This window comes from Magnetospirillum sp. SS-4, assembly GCF_902729425.1.
Lineage (GTDB): Bacteria > Pseudomonadota > Alphaproteobacteria > Rhodospirillales > Magnetospirillaceae > Phaeospirillum.
The window spans coordinates 59,161-82,659 of record NZ_CACVCH010000070.1 but is presented as its reverse complement, the minus strand read 5'-3'; the positions used below and the strand labels follow the sequence as shown (position 1 = coordinate 82,659).

20 protein-coding genes are annotated in these 23,499 nt (G+C 66.8%); 12 read left to right on the top strand and 8 right to left on the bottom strand.

The window, feature by feature from the left end:
- The first annotated feature begins 3 nt into the window (after nucleotides 1–3).
- The 9 genes from MTBSS4_RS12505 (at nucleotide 4) to ettA (ending at nucleotide 13,766) form a co-directional block, all read left to right on the top strand.
- Entirely contained in the window at nucleotides 4–2,952 is a 2,949-nt protein-coding gene (locus MTBSS4_RS12505) for a 2-oxoglutarate dehydrogenase E1 component (protein ID WP_173983737.1), read from the top strand.
- Between the two features lie 23 nt (nucleotides 2,953–2,975).
- A complete protein-coding gene (gene odhB, locus MTBSS4_RS12500) occupies nucleotides 2,976–4,175 on the top strand; it encodes a 2-oxoglutarate dehydrogenase complex dihydrolipoyllysine-residue succinyltransferase (RefSeq protein ID WP_173983736.1) in 1,200 nt (399 codons plus the stop codon).
- Between the two features lie 94 nt (nucleotides 4,176–4,269).
- Nucleotides 4,270–5,676 carry a dihydrolipoyl dehydrogenase gene (lpdA, locus tag MTBSS4_RS12495; protein WP_173983735.1) on the top strand — a complete coding sequence of 469 codons (1,407 nt, stop codon included), beginning with the start codon at nucleotides 4,270–4,272 and terminating at the stop codon, nucleotides 5,674–5,676.
- A 119-nt stretch (nucleotides 5,677–5,795) separates the two neighbouring features.
- On the top strand, nucleotides 5,796–7,451 hold the full coding sequence (locus MTBSS4_RS12490; protein WP_173983734.1) for an NAD+ synthase: 1,656 nt from the start codon (nucleotides 5,796–5,798) through the stop codon (nucleotides 7,449–7,451).
- A complete protein-coding gene (gene gltX, locus MTBSS4_RS12485; protein ID WP_173983733.1) occupies nucleotides 7,448–8,779 on the top strand; it encodes a glutamate--tRNA ligase in 1,332 nt (443 codons plus the stop codon). The genes MTBSS4_RS12490 and gltX overlap by 4 nt, the downstream gene beginning before the upstream one ends.
- A 19-nt stretch (nucleotides 8,780–8,798) precedes the next feature.
- Complete coding sequence (gene cysS, locus MTBSS4_RS12480) at nucleotides 8,799–10,187, top strand: cysteine--tRNA ligase (RefSeq protein WP_173983732.1); 1,389 nt, start codon at nucleotides 8,799–8,801, stop codon at nucleotides 10,185–10,187.
- Between the two features lie 5 nt (nucleotides 10,188–10,192).
- Nucleotides 10,193–11,602: a hypothetical protein gene (locus tag MTBSS4_RS12475; protein ID WP_173983731.1), complete on the top strand. Its 1,410-nt coding sequence runs from the start codon at nucleotides 10,193–10,195 to the stop codon at nucleotides 11,600–11,602.
- 10 nt (nucleotides 11,603–11,612) lie between these two features.
- Nucleotides 11,613–12,008, top strand: coding sequence for a hypothetical protein (locus MTBSS4_RS12470; RefSeq protein WP_173983730.1), 396 nt, complete (start codon nucleotides 11,613–11,615; stop codon nucleotides 12,006–12,008).
- Between the two features lie 78 nt (nucleotides 12,009–12,086).
- The gene (ettA, locus tag MTBSS4_RS12465; RefSeq protein WP_173983729.1) at nucleotides 12,087–13,766 is read left to right on the top strand and encodes an energy-dependent translational throttle protein EttA; all 1,680 of its coding nucleotides are present in this window, start codon (nucleotides 12,087–12,089) and stop codon (nucleotides 13,764–13,766) included.
- A gap of 32 nt (nucleotides 13,767–13,798) precedes the next feature.
- On the opposite strand, the gene MTBSS4_RS12460 is transcribed toward ettA, so the two are convergent.
- The 8 genes from MTBSS4_RS12460 to MTBSS4_RS12425 all read right to left on the bottom strand — a co-directional run bounded on the left by MTBSS4_RS12460 (nucleotide 13,799) and on the right by MTBSS4_RS12425 (nucleotide 21,834).
- Nucleotides 13,799–14,464: a methyltransferase gene (locus MTBSS4_RS12460; protein ID WP_173983728.1), complete on the bottom strand. Its 666-nt coding sequence runs from the start codon at nucleotides 14,462–14,464 to the stop codon at nucleotides 13,799–13,801.
- A complete protein-coding gene (gene ubiA, locus MTBSS4_RS12455; protein ID WP_173983727.1) occupies nucleotides 14,461–15,378 on the bottom strand; it encodes a 4-hydroxybenzoate octaprenyltransferase in 918 nt (305 codons plus the stop codon). Before ubiA ends, MTBSS4_RS12460 begins: the two co-directional genes overlap by 4 nt.
- 17 nt (nucleotides 15,379–15,395) lie before the next feature.
- Nucleotides 15,396–17,078, bottom strand: coding sequence for an EAL domain-containing protein (locus MTBSS4_RS12450; protein WP_173983726.1), 1,683 nt, complete (start codon nucleotides 17,076–17,078; stop codon nucleotides 15,396–15,398).
- A 76-nt stretch (nucleotides 17,079–17,154) separates the two neighbouring features.
- Nucleotides 17,155–18,006, bottom strand: a complete 852-nt coding sequence (cyoE, locus tag MTBSS4_RS12445; protein WP_173983725.1) for a heme o synthase — start codon at nucleotides 18,004–18,006, stop codon at nucleotides 17,155–17,157.
- A gap of 96 nt (nucleotides 18,007–18,102) precedes the next feature.
- Nucleotides 18,103–18,528 carry a DUF420 domain-containing protein gene (locus MTBSS4_RS12440; protein ID WP_173983724.1) on the bottom strand — a complete coding sequence of 142 codons (426 nt, stop codon included), beginning with the start codon at nucleotides 18,526–18,528 and terminating at the stop codon, nucleotides 18,103–18,105.
- 7 nt (nucleotides 18,529–18,535) lie between these two features.
- Nucleotides 18,536–19,765 (bottom strand): anion transporter, encoded by a 1,230-nt coding sequence (locus MTBSS4_RS12435; RefSeq protein WP_173983723.1) that lies wholly within the window; start codon nucleotides 19,763–19,765, stop codon nucleotides 18,536–18,538.
- A 61-nt stretch (nucleotides 19,766–19,826) separates the two neighbouring features.
- Nucleotides 19,827–20,894, bottom strand: a complete 1,068-nt coding sequence (locus tag MTBSS4_RS12430; RefSeq protein WP_173983722.1) for a MaoC family dehydratase — start codon at nucleotides 20,892–20,894, stop codon at nucleotides 19,827–19,829.
- A 52-nt stretch (nucleotides 20,895–20,946) separates the two neighbouring features.
- Complete coding sequence (locus MTBSS4_RS12425) at nucleotides 20,947–21,834, bottom strand: CoA ester lyase (RefSeq protein WP_173983721.1); 888 nt, start codon at nucleotides 21,832–21,834, stop codon at nucleotides 20,947–20,949.
- Nucleotides 21,835–22,268: 434 nt separating this feature from the next.
- Between MTBSS4_RS12425 and MTBSS4_RS12420 the strand changes: the two genes are divergently transcribed.
- The 3 genes from MTBSS4_RS12420 to MTBSS4_RS12410 all read left to right on the top strand — a co-directional run bounded on the left by MTBSS4_RS12420 (nucleotide 22,269) and on the right by MTBSS4_RS12410 (nucleotide 23,494).
- Complete coding sequence (locus tag MTBSS4_RS12420; protein ID WP_173983720.1) at nucleotides 22,269–22,523, top strand: helix-turn-helix transcriptional regulator; 255 nt, start codon at nucleotides 22,269–22,271, stop codon at nucleotides 22,521–22,523.
- Complete coding sequence (locus MTBSS4_RS12415) at nucleotides 22,523–22,936, top strand: hypothetical protein (RefSeq protein WP_173983719.1); 414 nt, start codon at nucleotides 22,523–22,525, stop codon at nucleotides 22,934–22,936. The genes MTBSS4_RS12420 and MTBSS4_RS12415 overlap by 1 nt, the downstream gene beginning before the upstream one ends.
- A gap of 174 nt (nucleotides 22,937–23,110) precedes the next feature.
- Nucleotides 23,111–23,494, top strand: coding sequence for a hypothetical protein (locus MTBSS4_RS12410; RefSeq protein ID WP_254432525.1), 384 nt, complete (start codon nucleotides 23,111–23,113; stop codon nucleotides 23,492–23,494).
- Nucleotides 23,495–23,499 lie beyond the last annotated feature (5 nt).

The following is a 23,499-nucleotide window of genomic DNA, read 5'->3' as shown; positions in this document are numbered from 1 at the left end:
GCGATGACAAAGCAGTTTGAAGAACCGTCATTCCTTACGGGCGGCAACGCCGTCTTCATCGCGGAGCTGTATGCCCGCTATCTCGACGATCCCGATTCGGTGGATGCGTCCTGGATATCGTTCTTTCAGGACCTGAAGGACGAGGGCGCCGCCCTGGCCAAGGATTTCAAGGGCACCGACGGCGCCCGGCGCGATCTCAAGGTGATCGGTGCCGTCGATCCCGAGGCCGCGGCCGCCGCGGCGAAAAAAGGCGACAAGGGCTCCCGTCCCGCCGCCGCCGGCCCCTCCCAGGCCGAGATCCGTCAGGCGCAGACCGATTCCATCCGCGCCCTGATGATGATCCGCTCGTACCGCGTGCGCGGTCATCTTCAGGCGCAGCTCGACCCGCTGGGCCTCGCCAAGATCGAGCAGCATCCGGAACTGGATTACCGCACCTACGGCTTCACCGATTCCGACCTCGACCGCGAGATTTTCATCGACCATGTGCTGGGCCTGGAAACCGCCAAGCTGCGCGACATCATCCGCGTCGTTCAGGAGACCTATTGCGGCTCCATCGGCGTCGAATTCATGCATATCCAGGACCCGGACCAGAAGGCCTGGATTCAAAAGCGCATCGAATCCATCCAGAACCGCACCGACTTCACGCCGCGCGGCAAGCAGGCCATTCTGGAGCGTCTTGCCGAGGCCGAGGGCTTCGAACGCTTCCTCCAGATGAAGTATACCGGCACCAAGCGCTTCGGGCTGGAGGGCGGCGAGACCGTGGTTCCTGCGCTGGAACAGATTTTGAAGCGCGGCAGCCAGCTCGGCATCGAGGAGGTGGTGATGGGCATGGCCCATCGCGGCCGTCTCAACATCCTGGCCAATTTCATGAAGAAGCCCTACCGGGCCATCTTCTCGGAATTCCAGGGCAACGCCGCCAACCCCGAGGACGTCCAGGGCTCGGGCGACGTCAAGTATCACCTCGGCACCTCGGCCGACCGCGATTTCGACGGCAAGGTGGTGCATCTGTCCCTGATGCCCAATCCGTCGCACCTGGAAGTGGTCGGCCCGGTGGTGGTGGGCAAGGTCCGGGCCAAGCAGACCCAGAAGGGCGACGAGGATCGCGGCCGGGTCATGGGCATCATCCTGCACGGCGACGCCGCCTTCGCCGGCCAGGGCGTGGTGCCCGAGACGCTGCTGCTGTCCCAGTTGAAGGGCTATGCCACCGGCGGCACCATCCACATCATCGTCAACAACCAGATCGGCTTCACCACCGCGCCGCAATACTCGCGGTCCGGTCCCTATTCGTCGGACGTGGCCAAGGGCCATCAGGCGCCGGTGTTCCACGTCAACGCCGACGATCCGGAAGCGGTGGTCCACGTCGCCCGCATCGCCACCGAGTTCCGCCAGGAATTCAAGGCCGACGCGGTGATCGACATGGTCTGCTACCGCCGCCACGGCCACAACGAATCCGACGAGCCGGCCTTCACCCAGCCGCTGATGTACCGCAAGATCGCCAGCCAGCCGACCACGCGGGCGGTCTATGCCGACAAGCTGGTCCGCGAAGGCACCATCACCCGCGAACAGGCCGAGGCCATCGTCACCGACTTCCAGGCGCTGCTGGAGGCCGAGTTCCAGGCCGCCAAGAGCTTCAAGGTCAACAAGGCCGACTGGCTGGAAGGCAAATGGCAGGGGCTGGTGCAGTTGGCCGGCGAGGAGGAGTTCCGGGAGGACAAGACCGGAATTGCCCCCAAGCTGCTGAAGGAGATCGGCCACGCCCTGGCGCGCACGCCCGAGGGCTTCAACGTCAATCGCAAGATTGTCCGCCAGCTTCAGTCCAAGAAGGAAATGGTCGACAGCGGCCAGGGCATCGACTGGGCCACCGCCGAGGCGCTGGCGTTCGGCTCGCTGCTGCTGGAAGGCCATCCGGTCCGCCTGTCGGGCCAGGATTGCGGACGCGGCACCTTCTCGCAGCGCCATTGCCGCCTGACCGATCAGGAAAACGAAAGCCGCTTTGAACCCCTGAACCACATCAGGGACGGGCAGGCCCGGTTCGAGGTCATCGACAGCCCGCTGTCGGAAGAGGCGGTGCTGGGCTTCGAATACGGCTATTCCCAGGCGGAACCCAACGCCCTGGTGCTGTGGGAGGGCCAGTTCGGCGATTTCGCCAACGGCGCTCAGGTGATCATCGACCAGTTCATCAACTCGGGCGAGTCCAAGTGGCTGCGCATGTCGGGCCTGGTGATGCTGCTGCCCCACGGCTACGAAGGCCAGGGGCCGGAGCATTCCTCGGCCCGCTGGGAGCGCTATCTGCAAATGTCGGCCGAGGACAACTGGCTGATCTGCAACATCTCGACTCCGGCCAACTATTTCCACGCCCTTCGCCGTCAGCTGCACCGCAATTTCAGGAAGCCTCTGATCGTGATGAGCCCGAAATCGCTGCTGCGCCACAAGCTGTGCGTCTCCAGCCTGAGCCAGCTCGCCACCGGCACCCGCTTCATGCGCGTGCTGGAGGAGCCGGAAAAGCTGGTGGCTGATGCCAAGGTCCGCCGGGTGCTGCTGTGCTCGGGCAAGGTCTATTACGATCTGGTCGAGGAACGCACCAAGCGCGGCATCAAGGATGTTGCCATCGTCCGGGTGGAACAGCTTTATCCCTGGCCCAAGGACGCGATCAAGCATCAGCTGGCCCGCTATCCCAACGCCGAACTGGTGTGGGTGCAAGAGGAGCCGGCCAACATGGGGCCGTGGTTCTTCGTCGACCGCCGCATCGAATTCATTTGCGAGGAACTGGAAATCAAGGCGAAGCAGGCATTGTATTGCGGTCGTCGCGCCGCGGCATCGCCGGCCACCGGTCTGTACAAGACCCACATGGCCGAACAGGAATGGATCGTCGACATGTCACTGGCCGGTAATCTGGCCGACTTGCCGCAACCGTTCCGCCGCGCCTCCAAGCTGTCCAGCCTGCACGCCTAGACCAAAAAAAGGGATTCAAAGCAATGTCCATCGAAGTCAAGGTCCCCACCCTGGGCGAATCCGTCTCCGAGGCCACCATCGCCAAGTGGTTCAAGAATGTCGGTGACGCGGTCAGGGCAGACGAGCCGCTGGTCGAGCTTGAGACCGACAAGGTCACCGTCGAGGTCAATTCACCCGCCGCCGGCACGCTGACCGAGATCGCCGCCGCCGCCGGCACCACCGTCGAGGTCGGCGCCCTGCTGGGCGTGATCGGCGCCGCCGGGGCCGCCGTCGCGCCCAAGGCGGCCGCTCCCGCCGCCGCTCCGGCTCCGGCCAAGACGGCTCCCGCCGCCGCCCAGCCCGCCGTCATGCCCTCGGCCAAGAAGATCGCCGCCGATAGCGGCATCGACACCTCGGCCATCGCCGGCACCGGCAAGGATGGCCGCGTCACCAAGGGCGACGTGCTGGCCGCCGCCGCCGCTCCGGCGGCTCCCGCCCCGGCTCCCAAGGCCGCCGCCCCCTCCGGTCCTCGTGCCCGGGCCGAACTGGAGGAGCGGGTGAGGATGACCCGCCTGCGCAAGACCATCGCCGGCCGCCTGAAGGAAGCCCAGAACACCGCCGCCATGCTGACCACCTTCAACGAGGTGGACATGACGGCGCTGTTCGATCTGCGCAACCAGTACAAGGACCAGTTCGAGAAGAAGCACGGCACCAAGCTGGGCTTCATGTCGTTCTTCGTGAAGGCCTCGGTCGCGGCGCTGAAGGACTGGCCGGCGGTCAACGCCGAGATCGACGGCGACGATCTGGTCTACAAGAAGTACTACGACATCGCCGTCGCCGTCGGCACGCCGCAGGGTCTGGTGGTGCCGGTGCTGCGCGGCGCCGACCGGCTGTCATTCGCCGGGGTCGAGCAGGGCATCGCCGACCTGGGCAAGAAGGCCCGCGACGGCAAGCTGTCCATGGAGGACCTGACCGGCGGCACCTTCACCATCTCCAATGGCGGCGTCTACGGCTCGCTGATGAGCACCCCCATCCTCAACACGCCCCAGTCCGGCATCCTGGGCATGCACAAGGTGCAGCAGCGCCCGATGGTCATGCCCGACGGTTCCATCAAGGCGCGGCCGATGATGTATCTGGCGCTCAGCTACGACCACCGCATCATCGACGGCCGCGAGGCGGTGTCCTTCCTGGTGCGCGTCAAGGAATGCATCGAGGACCCGCAGCGCATCCTGCTGGAAATGTGATCCACTCCATTGTCGTCATGGCCGGGCATGACCCGGCCATCCATGGACCCCCGGATCAAGTCCGGGGGTGACGCTGGTTCAGGGGACAATCAACATGAGCGAGAACACCTTTGACGTCGTCATCATCGGCGGTGGCCCCGGCGGCTATGTCGCCGCCATCCGCGCCGCCCAGCTGGGCCTGAAGACCGCCTGCGTCGAGAAGCGCGGCTCGCTCGGCGGCACCTGCCTCAATGTCGGCTGCATTCCGTCCAAGGCGCTGCTGAGCGCGTCGCACCACTTCCACGCCGCCGGCCATGAACTGGCCGCTTTCGGCGTCAAGGTGGGCAAGGTCGAACTCGACCTCGCCGCCATGATGGGCCACAAGGACAAGGTCGTCGCCGACAACACCAAGGGCATCGAGTTCCTGTTCAAGAAGAACAAGGTCGCCTACGTGATCGGCGCGGGCGAGATCACCGCCCCCGGCCAGATCACGGTTTCGGCCAAGGACGGGGCCAAGGTGCTGACCGCCAAGCATATCATCATCGCCACCGGCTCCGACGTCACGCCGCTGCCCGGCATCGCCATCGACGAGGAGGTCATCGTGTCCTCCACCGGCGCCCTGGCCCTGCCCAAGGTGCCCAAGCATCTGGTGGTGATCGGCGGCGGCGTCATCGGCCTGGAACTGGCCACCGTCTGGGGCCGCCTGGGCTCCAAGATCACCGTGGTGGAATTCCTCGACCGCATCCTGCCGTTCAACGACGGCGAGGTCTCGAAGCAGATGCAGCGGATTCTGGCCAGGCAGGGCATGGAGTTCAAGCTGGGCACCAAGGTCACCGGCGTCGAGAAGAAGGGCAGGAAGGCCACCGTGACGGTCGAGGCGGCCAGCGGTGGCACGGCCGAGACCATCGAGGCCGATTGCGTGCTGGTGGCGATCGGCCGCAAGCCCTACACCGACGGCCTGGGCCTCGACAAGGTGGGCGTGGCGCTCGACAAGCGCGGCTTCGTCCAGATCGACGGCCATTTCCAGACCAATGTGCCCGGCATCCATGCCATCGGCGACGTGGTCGGCGGCGCCATGCTGGCCCACAAGGCCGAGGAAGAGGGCGTCGCCCTGGCCGAGATCCTGGCCGGCCAGCACGGCCATGTGAACTACGAGGTGATTCCGGCGGTGGTCTACACCTGGCCGGAAGTGGCTTCGGTGGGCCGGACCGAGGAACAGCTGAAGGCCGACGGCATCGCCTACAAGGCCGGCAAGTTCCCCTTTACCGCCAACGGCCGGGCGCGGTCGATGAACGAGACCGACGGCTTCGTCAAGATCCTGGCCGACGCCGCCACCGACAAGGTGCTGGGCGCCCATATCGTCGGCCCCAATGCCGGCGACCTGCTGGCGGAAGTGGTGCTGGCGATGGAATTCGGCGCGGCGGCCGAGGACATCGCCCGCACCTGCCATTCCCATCCCGGCCTGGGCGAGGCGGTCAAGGAAGCGGCCCTGGCGGTGGACGGACGTCCCCTGCATACCTGACGGAACGGATGCGCGGGGGGCGGCGCTTCCCTCGCGCATCCCGATCCCGGAAATAATGCTACGAACTTCCGAATCGGGGCACTAGTCTACGCGCATCCTTCACCTTGCGGCTTGCCCCCATGTCCGACACCCTCACCATCGCGCTGGCCCAGATCAACCCCGTCGTCGGCGACGTCGCCGGCAATATCCGCCTGATCCGCGACGCCCGCGCCCGGGCGGCGGCGGCGGGCGCCGATCTGGTGGTGTTCGGCGAATTGTGCGTCTGCGGCTATCCGCCCGAGGATCTGGTGTTGAAGGGCGCCTTTCTCGAGTCCTGCGAAGCCGCCGTCCACGATCTGGCCGAGGAGACCGCCGAGGGACCGGCCATGCTGGTGGGGGCGCCGTGGCGGGTGGCGGGCAAGCTGCACAACGCCGCCCTGCTGCTGGATCACGGCCGCGTCGCCGCCACCCGGCTGAAGCACAACCTGCCCAATTACGGTGTGTTCGACGAAGCCCGCGTCTTCGTCGCCGGCCCCGCGCCGGGACCGGTGGCGTTTCGGGGAATCCGTCTCGGCGTCATGGTGTGCGAGGACATGTGGTATCCCGACGTCGCCGAGACCCTGGGGGAAAGCGGCGCCGAGATCCTGGTGGTGCTGAACGGTTCGCCCTTCGAGATGGACAAGCCGAACCTCCGCCTGGAGCATGCCCGCGCCCGAATCGCCGAGACCGGCCTGCCGCTGGTTTACGTCAACCAGGTGGGCGGCCAGGACGAACTGGTGTTCGACGGCTCGTCCTTCGTGCTGGACGGGCAGGGACGGCCGGCGGCCGGCGTCGCGCCCTGGACCGATGCGGTGGAGATCACCCGCTGGAGCCGCGAGCCCGACGGCTGGTGCTGCGAAGGCGCCCTGGCCGCGCCGGTATCCCGGCTGGAGAACGTCTATCGGGCGCTGGTCACCGGCCTGCGCGACTATGTGGTCAAGAACGGCTTTCCCGGCGTGGTGCTGGGTCTGTCGGGCGGCATCGACAGTGCGCTGTGCGCCGCCATCGCCGTCGACGCCCTTGGCCCCGACAAGGTGTGGTGCGTCATGATGCCGTCGCCCTACACCTCGGCCGACAGCCTGGAGGATGCCGCCCTGGTCGCCGGAATGCTGGGAACCCGGCTGGACACCATCTCCATCGAGCCGGCCATGGCGGTGTTCGGGTCCATGCTGGCCCCGGTCTTCGCCGGACGCGAGGCCGACATCACCGAGGAGAACCTTCAGTCCCGCGCCCGCGGCCTCACCCTGATGGGCATCTCCAACAAGTTCGGCCCCATGGTGCTGTCCACCGGCAACAAGAGCGAGATGAGCTGCGGCTACGCCACCTTGTACGGTGACATGTGCGGTGGCTATGCCGTGCTGAAGGACGTCTACAAGACCACGGTGTTCGCCCTGTCCTCGTGGCGCAACCACACCCGCCCGCCCGGCTGCCTCGGCCCCGGGGGGGCGGTCATGCCCGAGCGGGTGATCGCCAAGCCGCCCTCGGCCGAACTGAAGCCCAATCAGACCGACCAGGATTCGCTGCCGCCCTACGATGTGCTGGACGCCATCCTGGACTGCCTGATCGAGGGCGAGATGAGCGTGCCCGAGACCTGCGCCCACGGCTTCGACGAGGACATGGTGCGCCGGGTCTGGCGCATGCTGGACCGCGCCGAATATAAGCGCCGTCAGGCCCCGCCCGGCGTCAAGGTGTCGTCCAGGGCCTTCGGGCGCGAACGTCGCTATCCCATCACCAACGCATTCACCCGGCTGATATGACCGTCACTCTCCGCTTCGCCCCCAGCCCGACCGGCCTCTTGCACGTAGGCAATGCCCGCATCGCCCTGATCAACTGGCTGTTCGTCAGGGCCAGCGGCGGACGCTTCATCCTCAGGCTTGACGACACCGACCGGGAACGCTCGAAGCCGGAATTCGCCGAGGCCATCCAGCGGGACCTGCGCTGGCTGGGCCTGGCCTGGGACCGGCTGGAAACCCAGTCGAGTCGGCTGGAGCGCTACGCCGCCGTCGCCGAGGCGCTGAAGGCCTCCGGCCGGCTCTATCCCTGCTGGGAAACCGCCGAGGAACTGGACTTCAAGCGCAAGCTCCAGATGGCGCGCGGCCGGCCGCCGGTCTACGACCGCTCGGCCCTGGCTCTTTCCCGTGATGACCGGCTCAAATACGAGGTCGAGGGCCGCCGGCCGCACTGGCGCTTCAAGCTGGAGCACGAGGAGGTCCGCTGGGACGATTGCGTGCGGGGCGCCAGTCATTACCACGGCGCCAACCTGTCCGACCCGGTGCTGATCCGGGGCGACGGCACCTTTCTCTACACCTTGCCCAGCGTGGTTGACGACATCGATTTCGGCGTCACCCATGTGGTGCGCGGCGAGGATCACGTCACCAACACCGCGCCGCAGATTCAGCTGTTCCAGGCGCTGGGCGGAACGCCCCCCGCCTTCGCCCATCTGCCGCTGCTGACCGGGGCCGGCGGCGAGGGCCTGTCCAAGCGGCTGGGTTCGGGGTCGCTGGGCGAATTGCGGGAACGTGGCGTCGAACCCATGGCGCTGTGCTCGCTGCTGGCCCGGCTGGGGACCTCGGATGCCATCGTCGTCAGCCATTCGCTGGACGAACTGGCCGCCGGCTTCGCCTGGGACAAGTTCGCCCGTGGCACGCCCAAATTCGATCCGGCCGAGCTGGAGCGCCTCGACGCCCGGCTGCTGCACACCGCCGGCTTCGACGAGGTCAGGGACCGTCTCGACCTGCCCGAGGCTGACGAGGCGTTCTGGCTGGCCATCCGCGCCAATCTGACCCAATTGTCCGACGCCGCCCAGTGGTGGGCCATCTGCCGCGCCGAACTGGCCCCGGTGATCGAGGATGCCGGCTTCACCATGGCCGCCGCCGCCCTGCTGCCACCCGAACCGTGGGATGCCGGAACCTGGCCCGCCTGGACCGGGGCGGTCGGACAGGCCACCGGCCGCAAGGGCAAGGCGCTGTTCCATCCGTTGCGCCTGGCGCTGACCGGCCGCGAGAATGGACCGGAACTCAAGACTCTGTTACCTCTGATCGGGCGGGTCCGGGCCGAGGCGAGGCTGTCCGGACAACGGGCCTGACCGAGGGGAGATTGAAGTCGTGCCGCTGGTTCTCTACAACACGCTGACTCGCGCCAAGGAGGCGTTCGAGCCCCTGGTTCCCGGCCATGTGGGCATGTATGTCTGCGGCCCCACCGTCTATGACCGCGCCCATATCGGCAACGCCCGTCCCGTCATCGTGTTCGACGTTCTGTACCGGCTGCTGAGGACGCTGTATCCGTCGGTGCGCTATGTCCGCAACATCACCGACGTGGACGACAAGATCAACCAGCGGGCCAAGGATTCGGGCGAGCCCATCGCCGCCATCACCGAGCGCACCACCCGCATGTTCCACGAGGATATGGCGGCGCTGAACTGCTTGCCCCCCGATGTCGAACCCCGCGCCACCGCCCATGTCGCCCAGATGATCGCCATGATCGAGACGCTGATCGCCAAGGGCCACGCCTACGCGGCCGAGGGCCACGTCCTGTTCGCCGTCGCCTCCATGTCCGATTACGGCCGCCTGTCCAGGCGGTCCCAGGATGAGATGATCGCCGGCGCCCGCGTCGAGGTGGCGCCCTACAAGAGGGATGCCGGCGATTTCGTGCTGTGGAAGCCGTCCACCGACGACCTGCCCGGCTGGGACAGCCCATGGGGACGCGGCCGGCCCGGCTGGCACATCGAGTGCTCGGCCATGAGCCTTCAGCATCTCGGCCAGACCTTCGACATTCACGGCGGCGGCCAGGATCTGGTGTTCCCCCACCACGAGAACGAGATCGCGCAGAGCACCTGCGCCAACGGCGCCCCCTTCGCCCGCGTCTGGCTGCACAATGGCTGGCTGATGGTCGAGGGCGAGAAGATGTCCAAGAGCCTGGGCAACTTCTTCACCGTGCGCGATCTTCTGGATCAGGCGGCCGACGAGAAGCAGGGGGGCGAGGCCATCCGCCTCGCCATGCTGTCGACCCATTACCACCAGCCGTTTGACTGGACCGCCGACGGGCTGAGGCAGGCCAAGGCGACTCTCGACCGCCTCTATACCGCCCTTCGCGGCGTCGCCGGAATCGATTCCAACGGCTATCATCAGGTTCCGATCGACGTCCTGGCGGCGCTGGAGGACGACATCAACACGCCGCTGGCCATCAGCCATCTGCATGAACTGGCCACCGCGCTGAACAAGGCCGCCGGCCTGGAGGACAAGGCGCGGCACAAGGGGGCGCTGCTGGCGTCGGGCCACCTGCTGGGCGTGCTGTTCCAGGACCCCGAGGCGTGGTTCAAGGCGGCCCCGGCCGGCGGGCTGGCGGATGCCGAGATCGAGGCGATGATCGCCGCCCGCGCCGAGGCCCGCAAGGCGCGGAACTTCGCCGAGGCCGACCGTATCCGCGCCGCCCTGCTGGAACAGGGCGTGGCGCTGGAGGACGGCGCCGGCGGCACCAGCTGGAAGAGGGGCTGACCCGCATGCCCCGCGTGCCGCTTACCGGCAGGAAGCTGGCATGGCATGCCCTGACCTTCGTGCTGGTGGTGGCGCTGATGATGGCGCCGGCCCTGTGGAACGGCTACCCGCTGATCTATTTCGACAGCGAGGATTACGTGGAGATGGCCTTCACGTTCCAGCCCATCGTCTGGCGCATCATGACCTATGGCGTGATGATGACGGTGGCGCGGGCCTTTGACACCCTGTGGGTGATTCCGCTGTTGCACGCCGTCTTGGTGACCTGGGTGTTGCACGAGGCGGTGATGGGGTTCATCGGCCGTTGGCGCCACATGGTGTTCCTGGGGGTCGGACTCGCCCTGGCGCTGTTCACCGGCCTGCCCTGGGTGGCGTCGCAGCTGCTGGCCGACGTGTTCGCCGGCACCGCCGTGCTGGGCATCGCCGCCCTGGCGTTCGGCGAGGGGCTGCAACGCTGGCGCCGGGCGGCGCTGGCGGTGATCTCGGCGGTGTCCATCTGCGTCCACATGTCGCATGTGGCGGTGGCGGCCGGCCTGCTGCTGGTGCTGGTGGCGATGTGGGGGCTGTCGCGCTGGCTGCGGCGGATGCCGCGTCCGCGCATGGTGGCGGCCTCGGCCGCCCTGGTCGGCGGCATCCTGCTGGTTCCCGTTACCCATTACCTGATCATGGGCCGTTTCGTGTTCAGCGAATCCGGCCAGGTGCTGCAACTGGCGCTGTTCGTGCAGAACGGCGTCGCCAAGGCCTATCTGGACGAGGTCTGCCCGGCCGGCGCCCCGCTGCGGATGTGCGAGTACAAGGACGATCTGCCGCGTACCGCCGACGAGTTCCTGTGGGGCGACAGCCCGTTCAGCGAGATGGGCGGCTGGAGCGAGCTGCATGACGAGTCCGGCTTCATCGTCAAGGACGCCATGCGGCGGTTTCCGATGCTGGTCCTGCGGGCGGCGGGCGTCAATTTCGTCGAGCAGCTGGGCGCCATCGAAAGCGGCGAGGATCTGGTGCCGATGACCTGGCACTTCGTCAAGACCCAGCTGCGGCGCTATCCCGACGAGTTCAAGCAATTCCGCTTCGCCCGCCAGCAGCGCCGTCCGGCGATCGATTTCGCGCCGATCAACGACTTTCAGATTCCCATCAACCAGGCGGCCGAGGTCGTGACACTGCTGCTGCTGCTGCTGGCGTGGCGCCGTCGCGACCGCACCACCACCGGGCTGGCGCTGCTGGTGGCCGCCGCCATCCTGGGCAACGCTTTCGTCTGCGGGGCGCTGTCCAATCCCCACGACCGTTATCAGAACCGGGTGGTGTGGCTGGCCCTGTTCACCGCCATGGTGGGGGCCGTCCGCCTGGATCAGCGCTTCGCCGGACGGCGTTTGGCCATCATCTCCGGCAATCGGGAGCTGGCCGAGGATGGCCGGCGCAGTTAAGGAGAGCCCCGTGGCCAAGGCCGAACCCTATCATTGCACCCTGGACGCCCCCGAATCCGAGGACGTCTTCCGCCGCTTCGTCGATTCCATCTGCGGTGAAGCCGGCCACGCCCGTCACGCCGCCCTGGCGGTCGGGCCGGAGGGGCCGCGCTGCCTGTTGCAGAACAGCGGCCGCTGCATCGACACCGGCACGCCGTGGCGAATGGCGCGCGACACCTACGGGCCGTTGCTGCGCTTCGACGATGCCGTGGAATGGGTGGCGCTGTTTCCCCTGGACGACTGGCAGATGCGTTGCGACGCCGCCCTGTCGGCATCGCTGGACGGCGGCGCCTCGTGGTCGCGGCTGCTGGCCGAGGAACTGCTGGCGGAATTGCCGCTGGTGCCGCATTTGATCATCCGGCGCTGACGCACCCTTTCCTTGACCTCGGCGACCCTTGCGTCTACTAGGTCGCAGCATCGTGTTGCCCTGACCGGAGAAGCCCCCATGGCCTCGTACCAGTACGTCTACGTCATGAAGAACCTGACCAAGGCCTATCCGGGCGGCAAGGAAATCATGAAGGGGCTGTATCTCAGCTTTCTGCCGGGCGCCAAGATCGGCGTGCTGGGCGTCAACGGCGCGGGCAAGTCGACCCTGCTCAAGATCATGGCCGGCCTCGATACCGAATACGGCGGCGAGGCCTGGGCGGCCGAGGGGGTCAAGATCGGCTATCTCCCGCAGGAACCCCATCTGAACCCCGCCAAGGACGTCATGGGCAACGTCATGGAGGCGGTGGCCGAGACCAAGGCGCTGCTCGACCGCTTCGAGGAGGTGTCGGCCCGCTTCGCCGAGGAGCTGACCGACGACGAGATGAACGACCTGATCGCCGAGCAGGGCGAATTACAGGAAAAGATCGACCATCTCAACGCCTGGGACCTGACCCGCACCCTGGAAATCGCCATGGACGCGCTGCGCTGCCCGCCCGGCGACGCCGACGTCTCTACCCTGTCGGGCGGCGAAAGGCGCCGGGTCGCCCTGTGCCGCCTGCTGCTGTCGCATCCCGACATGCTGCTGCTGGACGAGCCCACCAACCATCTCGACGCCGAATCGGTGGCCTGGCTGGAACGCTTCCTGGAGGATTATTCCGGAACCGTGGTGATGGTCACCCACGACCGCTACTTCCTGGACAACGTCACCGGCTGGATTCTGGAGCTGGAGCGCGGTCACGGCATTCCCTACGAGGGCAATTACACCAGCTGGCTGGAGCAGAAGGGCAAGCGCCTGGAACAGGAAGAGCGGGAGGAGACCGCCCGCCAGCGCGCCATCAAGGACGAGCTGGAATGGGTGCGGTCCTCGCCTAAGGCCCGCCAGACCAAGAGCAAGGCCCGCATTTCCGCTTTCGAGGATCTGGTGAACAAGTCGCAGGAAAAGGCCACCGGCCCCGCCGTCATCAGCATTCCTCCCGGTCCCCGCCTGGGCGGCAAGGTGATCGAGGCCGAGAACGTCTCCAAGGCGTTCGGCGACAACCTGCTGTACGAAAACCTGAACTTCCGCCTGCCGCCGGGCGGCATCGTCGGAATCATCGGCCCCAACGGCGCCGGCAAGACCACCTTGTTCCGCATGATCACCGGCCAGGAGACGCCGACCTCCGGCAGCTTCACCGTCGGCGAGACCGTGGTGCTGGGCTATGTGGACCAGAGCCGCGATTCGCTGGACCCCGACAAGACCGTGTTCCAGGAAATCTCGGACGGCCAGGAGGAAATCGACCTGGGGCGGCGCAAGATCAATTCCCGCGCCTATGCCGGCCTGTTCAACTTCAAGGGCGCCGACCAGCAGAAGAAGGTCGGCGTCCTGTCGGGCGGCGAGCGCAACCGCGTCCACCTCGCCAAGATGCTGAGCCGTCCCGCCAACGTCATCCTGCTGGACGAACCCACCAACGACCTGGACGTGGAAACCCTGTCGGCGCTGGAAGACGCGCTGTCCGAATTTCCCGGCTGCGCCGTGGTCATCAGCCACGACCGCTTCTTCCTCGACCGCATCGCCACCCATATCCTGGCTTTCGAGGGCGATTCCCAGGTGGTGTGGTTCGAGGGCAACTACCAGGATTACGAAGCCGACCGCAAGCGCCGCCTGGGCGCCGAGGCCGACCAGCCGCATCGCATCAAGTACAAGCCGCTGAAGCGGTAGGGGAACGGCGGGGCGCCGGCGTCCTTGCCGGCCTATCCGACGATCTGGAAGACCGTGACCTCGCGCTGGGTCCGGTCCTCCAGGTCCAGGCTGGTCTGGACGGTGTAGGAGCCGACCCGCAGCAGGCCGGTCCTGGGCAGGTAGGCGCGGCCCGGATCGGCCATCACCACGGTGGCGCCGTCCGCCGCCAATTGTCTCAGCCACGGCCAGATATGGGCGGTCATCGGCGCTTCGTAGCAGACGTCGCCGGCCACCACCACGTCCCAGCGGCAGGGGCTGCCGACCACGTCGTCCTTCAGGACATCGACCGAGACGCCGTTCAGTTCGGCGTTCAGCGCGATGGCGTGGCAGGCCATGGCGTCGATCTCGGCGGCTTCGACGCGGGTGGCGCCGCACAGGCCGGCGGCCATGGCGGTGACGCCGGAACCGGCGGCGAAGTCCAGCACCCGCTTGCCCCGCACCAGGTCGGGATGATCCAGAACCCAGCGGGTCAACGCCTGGCCGCCGGCCCAGCAGAACGCCCAATAGGGCGGCGGCAGGTTGACCCGCAGCAGGGCGGCCTCGGTGGCCTCCCACAGCGGCGTCACCTCGGTGGCGGTCCACAGCCTGATCTCGGGGCAGGCCGGCGGGCTGGCGATCTCGGTATTGGCCAGGATGAAGGCGCGGGCGGCCTCCAGGGTCTCGGAAACCGGGCTCACGCGCTCAGCCTTCCGGCGACGATGGCGGCCAGCAACAGCCAGCCGAAATGGCGGTTGGACTTGAACTTGGCCAGGCAATCGGCGGAATCGTGAATGTCGACCCGCAGGATCTGCCAGACCAGATGGCCGCCGGCCAGGGCGAGGCCCGGCCAGAAGGCCCAGCCCAGGCCGGCGGTCCAGCCGGCGGCGCCCATCAGGGTCAGGGTCGCGCCATAGAACAGCCACAGCCATTTCGGCGTGGCGTCGCCCAGCGCCAGGGCGGTGGACTTCACGCCGATCAGGGCGTCATCCTCCTTGTCCTGATGGGCGTAGATGGTGTCGTAACCCAGCGTCCAGAATGGTCCGGCGGCGTAAAGCAGCAGGGCGGGCAGATCGATCTGGCCCCTTACCGCCGCCCAGCCCAGCAGGGCGCCCCAGTTGAAGGTCAGACCCAGCCAGGCCTGCGGCCAGTAGGTGATGCGCTTCATGAACGGATAGGGGAACACCAGCAGCAGCGACGCCATGCCCACCGACACCGCGAACGGGTTCAACTGCATCAGGATCGCCAGCCCCAGCAGCAGCAGCAAGGCCAGGAACAGCAGCGCCTGGTTGGCGCTGACCGCCCCCGAGGGGATGGGGCGCGAGGCGGTGCGGGCGACGCGGCCGTCGAAATCGCGGTCGGCCCAGTCGTTGAAGGTGCAGCCGGCGCCGCGCATCACCACGGCCCCGACGGCGAACAGGACCAGCAGCCAGGGATCGGGCAGCCCGTCGGCGGCCAGGGCGGCGCTCCACCAGCAGGGAAACAGCAGCAGCCAGGTGCCGATGGGGCGGTCGAGCCGCATCAGCCGCAAATAGGGCCTGATGGCGGCCGGCATCAGGCGGTCGATCCAGTCACCGACCGGAATGTCGCCCTTCAGGGTCTGTGAGGTGCTCATGGATTATGGATAGCCGCCTACCCCTTGAAGTACAAGAGTCCCTTGCGCCATTCCAGGGTATTGGTCTTCCAGGCGGTGACGATGTCGTTGGTGGCCGGGTGGGCCGGCTTTCCGAAATACCAGCCCTGGCCGAAGCGGACCTTGAGCAGTTTCAGCAGGTTGGCGGTCTCGGCGTCCTCGACATACTCGGCGGTGGTGGTGACGCCGAGTTCGGTGCACAGCTGGACGATCGCCTTGATGAACGAGACGTTCTCGTTGTTGCGCATGGCGTCCTTGATGTAGCTGCCGTCGATCTTGACGTTGTCCACCTTCAAGGCCCGCAGATAGTGGAAGGCGGCGTGGCCGGCGCCGAAATCGTCCAGGCAGACCTCGTGTCCCTGCTTGCGGATGCTCTGGATGACGTCATTGACCGCCGACAGGTCGCTGATGTCGGCGGATTCCGTCATCTCGAACACCAGCCGCTTCCTGAGATCCTTGGTGGTGGCGAGGATGGCCTGAAGCTTCTTCACCACCGCCGGGTCCGACAGGGTGCGGCCCGACAGGTTGACGGCGAAGCGCAGCGATTCGGTGTTGGCGATGCTGGAACGCATGGTGCCGATGGCGCGTTCCAGCAGGGCCATGTCCAGCATGCCGGCCATGCCCACGTCCTCGGCGAAGGCCACGGTCTCGTAGGGTGACTTGTTGTCGTTGCCCTTGAAGCGGACCAGGCATTCGAAGTGGTGGACCACGTTGGTCCACAGATCGACGATGGGCTGGTACATCAGGTTGAAGTCGCCGGTCATCACCGTCTGGCGGACGTCGTTCATCTGCTTGACGGTGGCCGACAACCGCGGCTGGAGGTCCTTCATCAGCGAGGCGAGGTCGCCGCCATTGGCGGAATCCTTGGCGAAGCGGTTCAGGGTATAGGTCAGGGCGCGGGCGGCCTCCTCCGGCGGAATGTCGGCGACGTCCAGCACCAGGGTGGCCAGCTTGGCCTCGATGGGCGGCGCGTCCGGCATCACCGTATGGGCGGCCTGGGTCACCGACTGGCTGATCTTTTCGGCCGAGACCGACGCCGCATGCAGGACGCCGAACTTGCCGTCGTCCAGTTGTCCGACCGCGTCGCCGCCCACCGACAGCGATTTCAGCCGGTTGCCCAGTTCGCTGGCCAGGGCCGCCTGGGTCGCCGCGCCGGCCTCGCTCTGGAAGTGGGGGATGTCGGGCAGCTCGACCAAGGTCAGCTGATAGGGGTCGTCCGGCGCGGCGGTTTCCAGCAGCTGGGCCGCCATGGCCTGGAAGGTGTGCTTGTCCAGCAGGCCGGACTCGGACCGCTTCTCGATCAGCGGCGGCAGGCCGCCGGGATGGCTGAACGCCACCAGCAGCCGTTCCTTGTTGCCGGGGTGGCGGTAACCGGACAGGGCGACGGGGGCGGCGCGGCCGTCGGGCAGCAGGACCCGGATCATGACGTTGCGGACCCGCTCGCCCCGGCCCATCTGGAGCAGGGACTGGCCCAGCAGGTCCTGGTCGCCGGGATGGATGATCTTTTTCAGTGGCTGGCCGATCAGCGACCGGGCGCCGCGCCCCAGCAGCGCCATGGCGGCGCCGACGGCGAAGGCGGTGGTGCCGTCGGGCGCGGTCTCGACCAGGACGTCGGCGGCGGCGAAGGCGAACGCCACGTAGACATCGCTGGATCTGCCCAGATCGTCCTTGTCAGCCGCCATGCCCACATCCTGTCCATACTGGAGGGCACCAGCCTACGGAAACGTCCGATATCCCGCAAGTATTGGTTTGCGCGGGTCACCAATGCTTGTCGAAGAACACCCCGATGAACAGCAGCAGCAGATAGGGCATGGACGCGGCGAAGTTCCAGCCCGCCCAATAGCGGGTCGGAGTCAGGACCAGCTTGAGGTTGAAGGCCAGCAGGCCGATGCCGGTCACCACGGCGGTGACGCCGTAGACCGGCCCCAGCAGCCCCATGGTCCAGGGCAGCAGCGACGACCCCACCAGCGCCACCGAATTGGCGAGAATCCAGTAGGCGGTCTGCTGTTCGCCCACCACCACCGGCAGCATGGGCACGCCGGCGTCGCGGTAATCGTCCTTCAGCAGGATGGCCAGCGCCCAGAAATGGCTGGGCGTCCACAGGAACAGCACCAGCGCCAGCACCATGGGCAGCATCCAATCGGTCTGATTGACCGCCGCCGCGCCGGCCAGGATGGCGAAGCTGCCGGCGGCGCCGCCGATGATGATGTTGGTCCAGTGGCGGCGCTTCAGCCATACGGTGTAGACCGCCACGTAGACGAAGCCGCCGAGGAACAGGTGCAGCGCCACCACCCAGTTGAAGACCAGATGCGCCACCGTCATGCCGGCGATCATCAGCACGGCGGCCAGGGCGAAGCCGACCGCCGGCGTGCCGGCTCCGGTGGCCATGGGCCGCTTGGCGGTGCGGCGCATCAGCCGGTCGATGTCGCGGTCCCAGACATGGTTGAAGACCGCCGAGGCGGCCGAGCCCAGCACCATGGCCAGCGTCAGCAGCAGCAGCGCCAGGGTGTCGACCTTGTCGGCGACGGCGACATAGCCGGTGACGGCGGTCAGCGCGATCATCAGCGCGATACGCGGCTTCAGCAGCTCGATGAATTGCCTGAACGTCACATCCGCCTCCGGTTCCAGCCAGTCCCTGGCTTAAAAGACAGTCAGACTACACCGTCCGTGGGGGCGGAGAACTTTACTATGGTCAAGTCCATCGGCTCAGGTCCAGTCGATACGATAGAGCATGACATATACGATGATGCCGGTGACCGACACATACAGCCAGATCGGCAATGTCCATCGCGCTATTCCCTTATGAGGGGCGATACGGCCTTTCAGCGCCCGCACCAGGGTCAGGACGATCATGGGCGTGACCAGGGCGGCCAGGATGACGTGGCTGATCAGCAAGGCGTAATAGACCGGCCGGATGGCGCCGGTGCCGCGAAACACGAAGATCGGCGCGGCGAAGTGGTAGACGACGTAGACCACCAGGAACAGGCCCGAGGTCGCCACCGCCGCCAGCATGGCGCGGCGATGCAGGTCGCGGCGTCCGGCCCGGATCAGGATGAAGCCGGCCACCAGGAAGCACAGCGCGATGGCGTTGAGGCTGGCGGTGACGTGGGGCAGGGTGTTGGCGGCGGTCATGATCGGCCTACCATCCCATCCAGCCGCCGACCCGCAGCCACGCCACCGCGATGGCCATGGTGGCCAGGGTCATGGGGATGCCGGCGCGGGCGAAGTCGGTGAACGACAGCCGGGTTCCCGCCGCCAGCGCCCGTTCGGCGACGATGATGTTGGCCATGCTGCCGACCAGCAGGAAATTGCCGGCCAGGGTCGACAGCAGCGCCAGGCCGGTCAGCGCCCCCGGATCGGGGGTGTGCCACACCGCCAGGATCAGCATCACCGCCGGCACGTTGCCGATGGTGTTGGAGGCGGCCAGGGCCAGCGGCACCATCACCCCCAGGGTCTCGGGGAACAGGCCGCGCTCGGCCAGCGCCTCCATCCAGCGCCGCGCCACGTCGGTGTCGGCGAAGGCGCCGGTCACCACGAACAGGCAGGCGAACAGCAGCAGCAGATGCCAGTCCACCGTGCCGATCATCTCGCGCGACGACATCCGGCGGCTGGCCAGCAGCAGGCCGGCGATGACCAGGGCGCCGACCTCGCGGGGCAGCGGTGCCGCGAACAGCAGCAGCAGCCCGATCAGGGCGCCGGCCCCCTTGATCGCCTGCCAGCGGTTGAAATCGGGGATGACGGCGTCGTCGGCCCGGGTGGGCGTCGCGCTCAGTTCGGCGCGCCAGATCAGGCACAGCGTCAGGTGGACCACCGCCAGCGACAGGACGGCCGGCACGGCGCAGGCGGCGAGGAAGTTCCAGAAGTCCAGCCCGCCCACCTGGCCGATCAGGATGTTCTGGGGATTGCCGATCAGGGTGGCGGCGCTGCCGGCGTTGGCGGCGCCCACCAGCCCCAGCAGATAGGGGCGGGGGTCGAGGCCGCGGCCCCGGATGCCGACGGCGATGATGGGGGCCATGGCGAAGCACACCACGTCGTTGGCCAGCACCGCCGACAATCCGCCGGCCACAGCGATGACCAGGGCCAGCAGCCGCCGGGGCGAGCCGGCGGCGGCGGCCACCCGGGCGGCCACATGACCATAGACGCCGGCCATCTGGAACTGGGCCGAGACGATCATCAGGGCGAACAGCAGCAGCAGGGTCGGCACGTCGATGGAACTGCCCATGGCCTTGACGCCGACCTTGCCGGAGACCAGCAGCGCCACCACCGCCAGCAGGGCGATGCCGGTGCGGTCCAGCTTCAGGCCGCGGACGCTGCCGAAGGCCATGCCGAGATAGGTCAGCAGGAAGACGACGATGACGAAGGTATCCATGACCCTAGCTTATGGCCCGTCGATGCCGTTCCGGCAAGCCCGTCCTGCCGGAGCCGCCTTCCTATCTCGGCATCAGGACGGTATAATCCAGGTCCAGCACCGGCATGGCGACGGCGTTGCCGAAGCCGTCCTCCTCCGCCTTCATGGGGAATTTGGCGCAGGGCTGGTTCTTGGTGGCGACCAGGCGCAGGCGCAGCGCGCCGACGTCGGAGCGGCCGGGAATCTCCAGCTTGTCCAGCACTTCCGACCACGCATAGATGGTGTCGCCGGCGAAGGTCGGGTTGGTGTGGCGGCCGCCGTTCAGGGCCACGACCTTGAAGGCGTTGGCCAGTCCGTTGAACGACAGGGCGCGGGCGATGCTGATGATGTGGCCGCCATAGATCAGGCGGCGGCCGAACCGGCCCTGGCTCTCGGTATGCTGGTTGAAATGGACCTTGGCGGTGTTCTGCCACAGCCGCGTCGCCATCATGTGCTCGGCCTCCTCGATGGTCATGCCGTCGACGTGGTCGATCTTCTCGCCCACCGAATAATCGCCCCAGCGATGGGGGTTGCCCGCCAGTTCGGCGTCGTAATCGCCCAGGGTCAGGGTCTCGGGGACGATCAGGTCGGCGGCGGCGACGGCGGCCGGCAGGTCGGGGACCTTCTCCTCGGCGATGGCGGCGTTGACGTCGCGCTTTCTCACCATCACCCAGCGGATGTAGTCGACGACCATCTCGCCCCGCTGGTTGGCGCCGACCGAGCGCACGTAGACCACGCCGGTCTGCTTGTTGGAATTCTCCTTCAGCCCGATCACGGTCGAGGTGGTGGCCAGGGTGTCGCCGGGATAGACCGGGGCGCCGAAGCGGCCGGCGGCATAGCCCAGATTGGCCACCGCGTTGAGACTGACGTCCGGCACCGTCTTGCCGAAGGCGACGTGGAAGGCCAGCAGGTCGTCCACCGGGGCGGCGCCGCCGGAGGCGAGGCCGATGGAGCGGGCGAACTCGGCCGAGGAATTGACGGCGAAGCGCGAGCCGTACAGCGAGGTGTACAGCGCCACGTCGCCATGGGTGACGGTGCGCGGGGTGGCGTGGCGGATCACCTGGCCGAGGCGGAAATCCTCGAAGAAATTGCCCGAATTGGTCTTGGTCATGATGTGTCCTTTTATCTGTCCCTCAGGCGCCGGGCGGGGGCATCCGGCCGCCTCAGGCCGTCAGGTCCGCCGTCAGGGCGGCGATGCGCTCGCCCAGGGCGACGATGCGCCGGGCGTTCTCCACATGCAGGTTCTCGACCAGCTTGCCATCGACCACCACCACGCCCTTGCCGGCGGCGGCGGCCTCGGCATGGGCGGCGATGATCTTGCGCGACCATTCCATCTCCTTGTCCGACGGCGCGAAGACGCGGTTGGCGGCGTCGATGGTCTTGGGATGAATCAGGGTCTTGCCGTCGAAGCCCAGGTCCAGTCCCTGGCGGCAGGCGTATTCGAAGCCCTCGTCGTCGTTGAGATCGAGATAGACGCCGTCGATGGCGGCCAGACCATGGGCGCGGGCCGCCAGCAGGCACAGCCCCAGCGAGGTGATCATGGGCAGGCGGTCGCGGGTGTGGGCGCAGTGCAGATCCTTGGCGAGGTCCGAGGTTCCCATGACGAAGCCGGCCATGCGCGGGCTGGCGGTGGCGATCTCCTCGGCGCGCAGGATGCCGCGCGGCGTCTCCATCATGCACCAGATGGCCATGTCGGCCGGCGCGCCGGCGGCGGCCATGATCGCCTCGACCAGACGCACCGCGTCGCCGCTTTCCACCTTGGGAATCAGGATGCCGTCGGCGCCCGAGGCGCTCGCGGCGGCGACGTCGGCCTGCCCCCAGGGGGTGGCGAGGGAATTGACCCGGATCAGCAGCTCGCGCTGGCCGTAGCCGCCGGTCCTGACCGCCTCGACCACCAGCCGGCGGGCCTCGTCCTTGGCGTCGGGCGCCACCGCGTCCTCCAGGTCGAGGATCAGGCCGTCGGCGGCCAGGGTGCGGGCCTTTTCCAGCGCTCGCGCATTGGAACCGGGCATGTAAAGGACAGAGCGGCGCGGACGGGCGGTGGTCGCCATGGTGAACAACTCCTGAAGGCGTGAGGCGGCGCAGCCTACCAAACCCCCCGACCCGAACGCAAGGTTGCGGCGCAACAAAACGTCGCCGGCGCCGGGGCGGGCATGTGGATTCTTGCTCTTTCGCGGCGTCGTCCCATCAGGGTATTGCTGTCACGGCCGACAGTAATCGCGGCGTAATTATGCCTTTTGGCAACGCAACCTTCGTATGACTGGAGTGATTGCAAGGTCACCGTCAGTGGTGCTTTCGAGGGGGGGGAGTCATTCTTGGCGGCCTTTGACGTTCATCATGATGTGGCGAGGATGGATTTTGCCCTTCGGCTGTTTTTGTCTGGCAACCATGCCTAGTTGAATAGCTAGGTTCCGACATGTCGCTTGATTGCGCGCATAACCACACATACTGTCGTTTTATAGGTGTACTTTCTTAAGGTGTGGCGGTGGACGAATCCAACCAGCAAGAGCTTTTGACGGAACGCGAACGCGACGTTCTGCTGCTGGTTGCCTATGGCAAGAGCAGCAAGGAAGTCGCAAGACATCTGAATATTTCCGTTGGCGGCGCCAATTTCCATATCAACAACGCCATGAAGAAGCTTGGCGCGGCAACGCGGGCGCATGCGGTGGCGCTGGCGATTTTCAGGGGCATCCTGACCGCCTGCGACCGGTCACCGGGGGCGAGGGGCGGGCCGCCCTGATGGACACCAACGCCTGGAGCGAAGCGTTCCGTCTTGACGTGGGCGCGGCCGCCCAGGACTGGTTCGAGACCTCGGTATTCCGTATCGCCGACATGGTCCTGACCACCGGAGAGAGGGTCGATCTGGCCGTTTCCCGCTATCTGGCCGACCATCGGCGCGACCGCTTCGACGATTACCTGTCCCCCGACCTGATCATCTGTGTCGCCGAACTGGTCCAGGGCGTCCAGGAGGCGACGGATGACCGGACGGCGGCGCGCCGGTTCCTGCGTCAGGCCCATGGCCTGTGGCGAGGGGCCAGGTCGCGCCATTCTTCCCCGATTTCCAACGGACCGACAAGAATTCAGGCATGCATCGGCAATATAAGGAATGCACTTCGGCATTCCGATGTCGGCATCAATCAAAAAGATGAATAATAGAATATAAAATCCATTAAAAATTATGCGTACAGATATTCACGCAATCAGTGCGGGTGGCGCGGAATGCCGCAAATTCCATGGAATAAAAGCCTATTCATCCATTGGGCGAGCGGACGGGGCGCCGATGGTCCCCGCCAGCGCTTAATCGTCCCTTAACCGGGGCCTGCTAGGGTGACTGCTTCCGCAGGAACCGAGCCCATGCCGCCGATGTCGCTGGATTTCCGTGAAGGCCTGTCCGATGCCCGCCGCCGTCGCCAGATCGGCGACATTCTGGTGACCATGGTCTGTCTGGCGTGGCTGGCGGCGTCCGGCTGGGTGTTCTTCAGCGACGTTCCCGACGAAATCTTCGATAACCACACCTCCAAGGCCATGCAGGAACGCATGAAGGCGTGCGAGGGCAGCTTCCAGAAGCGCTACGAATGCAAGCAGCAGTTGCTGCTTACCGGCGAGCGCTGGGGCTTCGCGGTGGCGCTGAACCGGATATTGCTGATGTGCGCCCCGCCCATCACCCTCTGGATCGTGTGGTCGGCGATCAAACGCCGCGAGGAACGATAGGCTGC

Excerpts from the sequence above, each read along its gene's own strand:
- MTBSS4_RS12505 (WP_173983737.1), top strand. The coding sequence starts at position 4 with ATGACAAAGCAGTTTGAAGAACCGTCATTCCTTACGGGCGGCAACGCC.
- odhB (WP_173983736.1), top strand. The coding sequence starts at position 2,976 with ATGTCCATCGAAGTCAAGGTCCCCACCCTGGGCGAATCCGTCTCCGAG.
- lpdA (WP_173983735.1), top strand. The coding sequence starts at position 4,270 with ATGAGCGAGAACACCTTTGACGTCGTCATCATCGGCGGTGGCCCCGGC.
- MTBSS4_RS12490 (WP_173983734.1), top strand. The coding sequence starts at position 5,796 with ATGTCCGACACCCTCACCATCGCGCTGGCCCAGATCAACCCCGTCGTC.
- gltX (WP_173983733.1), top strand. The coding sequence starts at position 7,448 with ATGACCGTCACTCTCCGCTTCGCCCCCAGCCCGACCGGCCTCTTGCAC.
- MTBSS4_RS12475 (WP_173983731.1), top strand. The coding sequence starts at position 10,193 with ATGCCCCGCGTGCCGCTTACCGGCAGGAAGCTGGCATGGCATGCCCTG.
- ettA (WP_173983729.1), top strand. The coding sequence starts at position 12,087 with ATGGCCTCGTACCAGTACGTCTACGTCATGAAGAACCTGACCAAGGCC.
- ubiA (WP_173983727.1), bottom strand. The coding sequence starts at position 15,378 with ATGAGCACCTCACAGACCCTGAAGGGCGACATTCCGGTCGGTGACTGG.
- MTBSS4_RS12450 (WP_173983726.1), bottom strand. The coding sequence starts at position 17,078 with ATGGCGGCTGACAAGGACGATCTGGGCAGATCCAGCGATGTCTACGTG.
- MTBSS4_RS12440 (WP_173983724.1), bottom strand. The coding sequence starts at position 18,528 with ATGACCGCCGCCAACACCCTGCCCCACGTCACCGCCAGCCTCAACGCC.
- MTBSS4_RS12435 (WP_173983723.1), bottom strand. The coding sequence starts at position 19,765 with ATGGATACCTTCGTCATCGTCGTCTTCCTGCTGACCTATCTCGGCATG.
- MTBSS4_RS12430 (WP_173983722.1), bottom strand. The coding sequence starts at position 20,894 with ATGACCAAGACCAATTCGGGCAATTTCTTCGAGGATTTCCGCCTCGGC.
- MTBSS4_RS12425 (WP_173983721.1), bottom strand. The coding sequence starts at position 21,834 with ATGGCGACCACCGCCCGTCCGCGCCGCTCTGTCCTTTACATGCCCGGT.
- MTBSS4_RS12415 (WP_173983719.1), top strand. The coding sequence starts at position 22,523 with ATGGACACCAACGCCTGGAGCGAAGCGTTCCGTCTTGACGTGGGCGCG.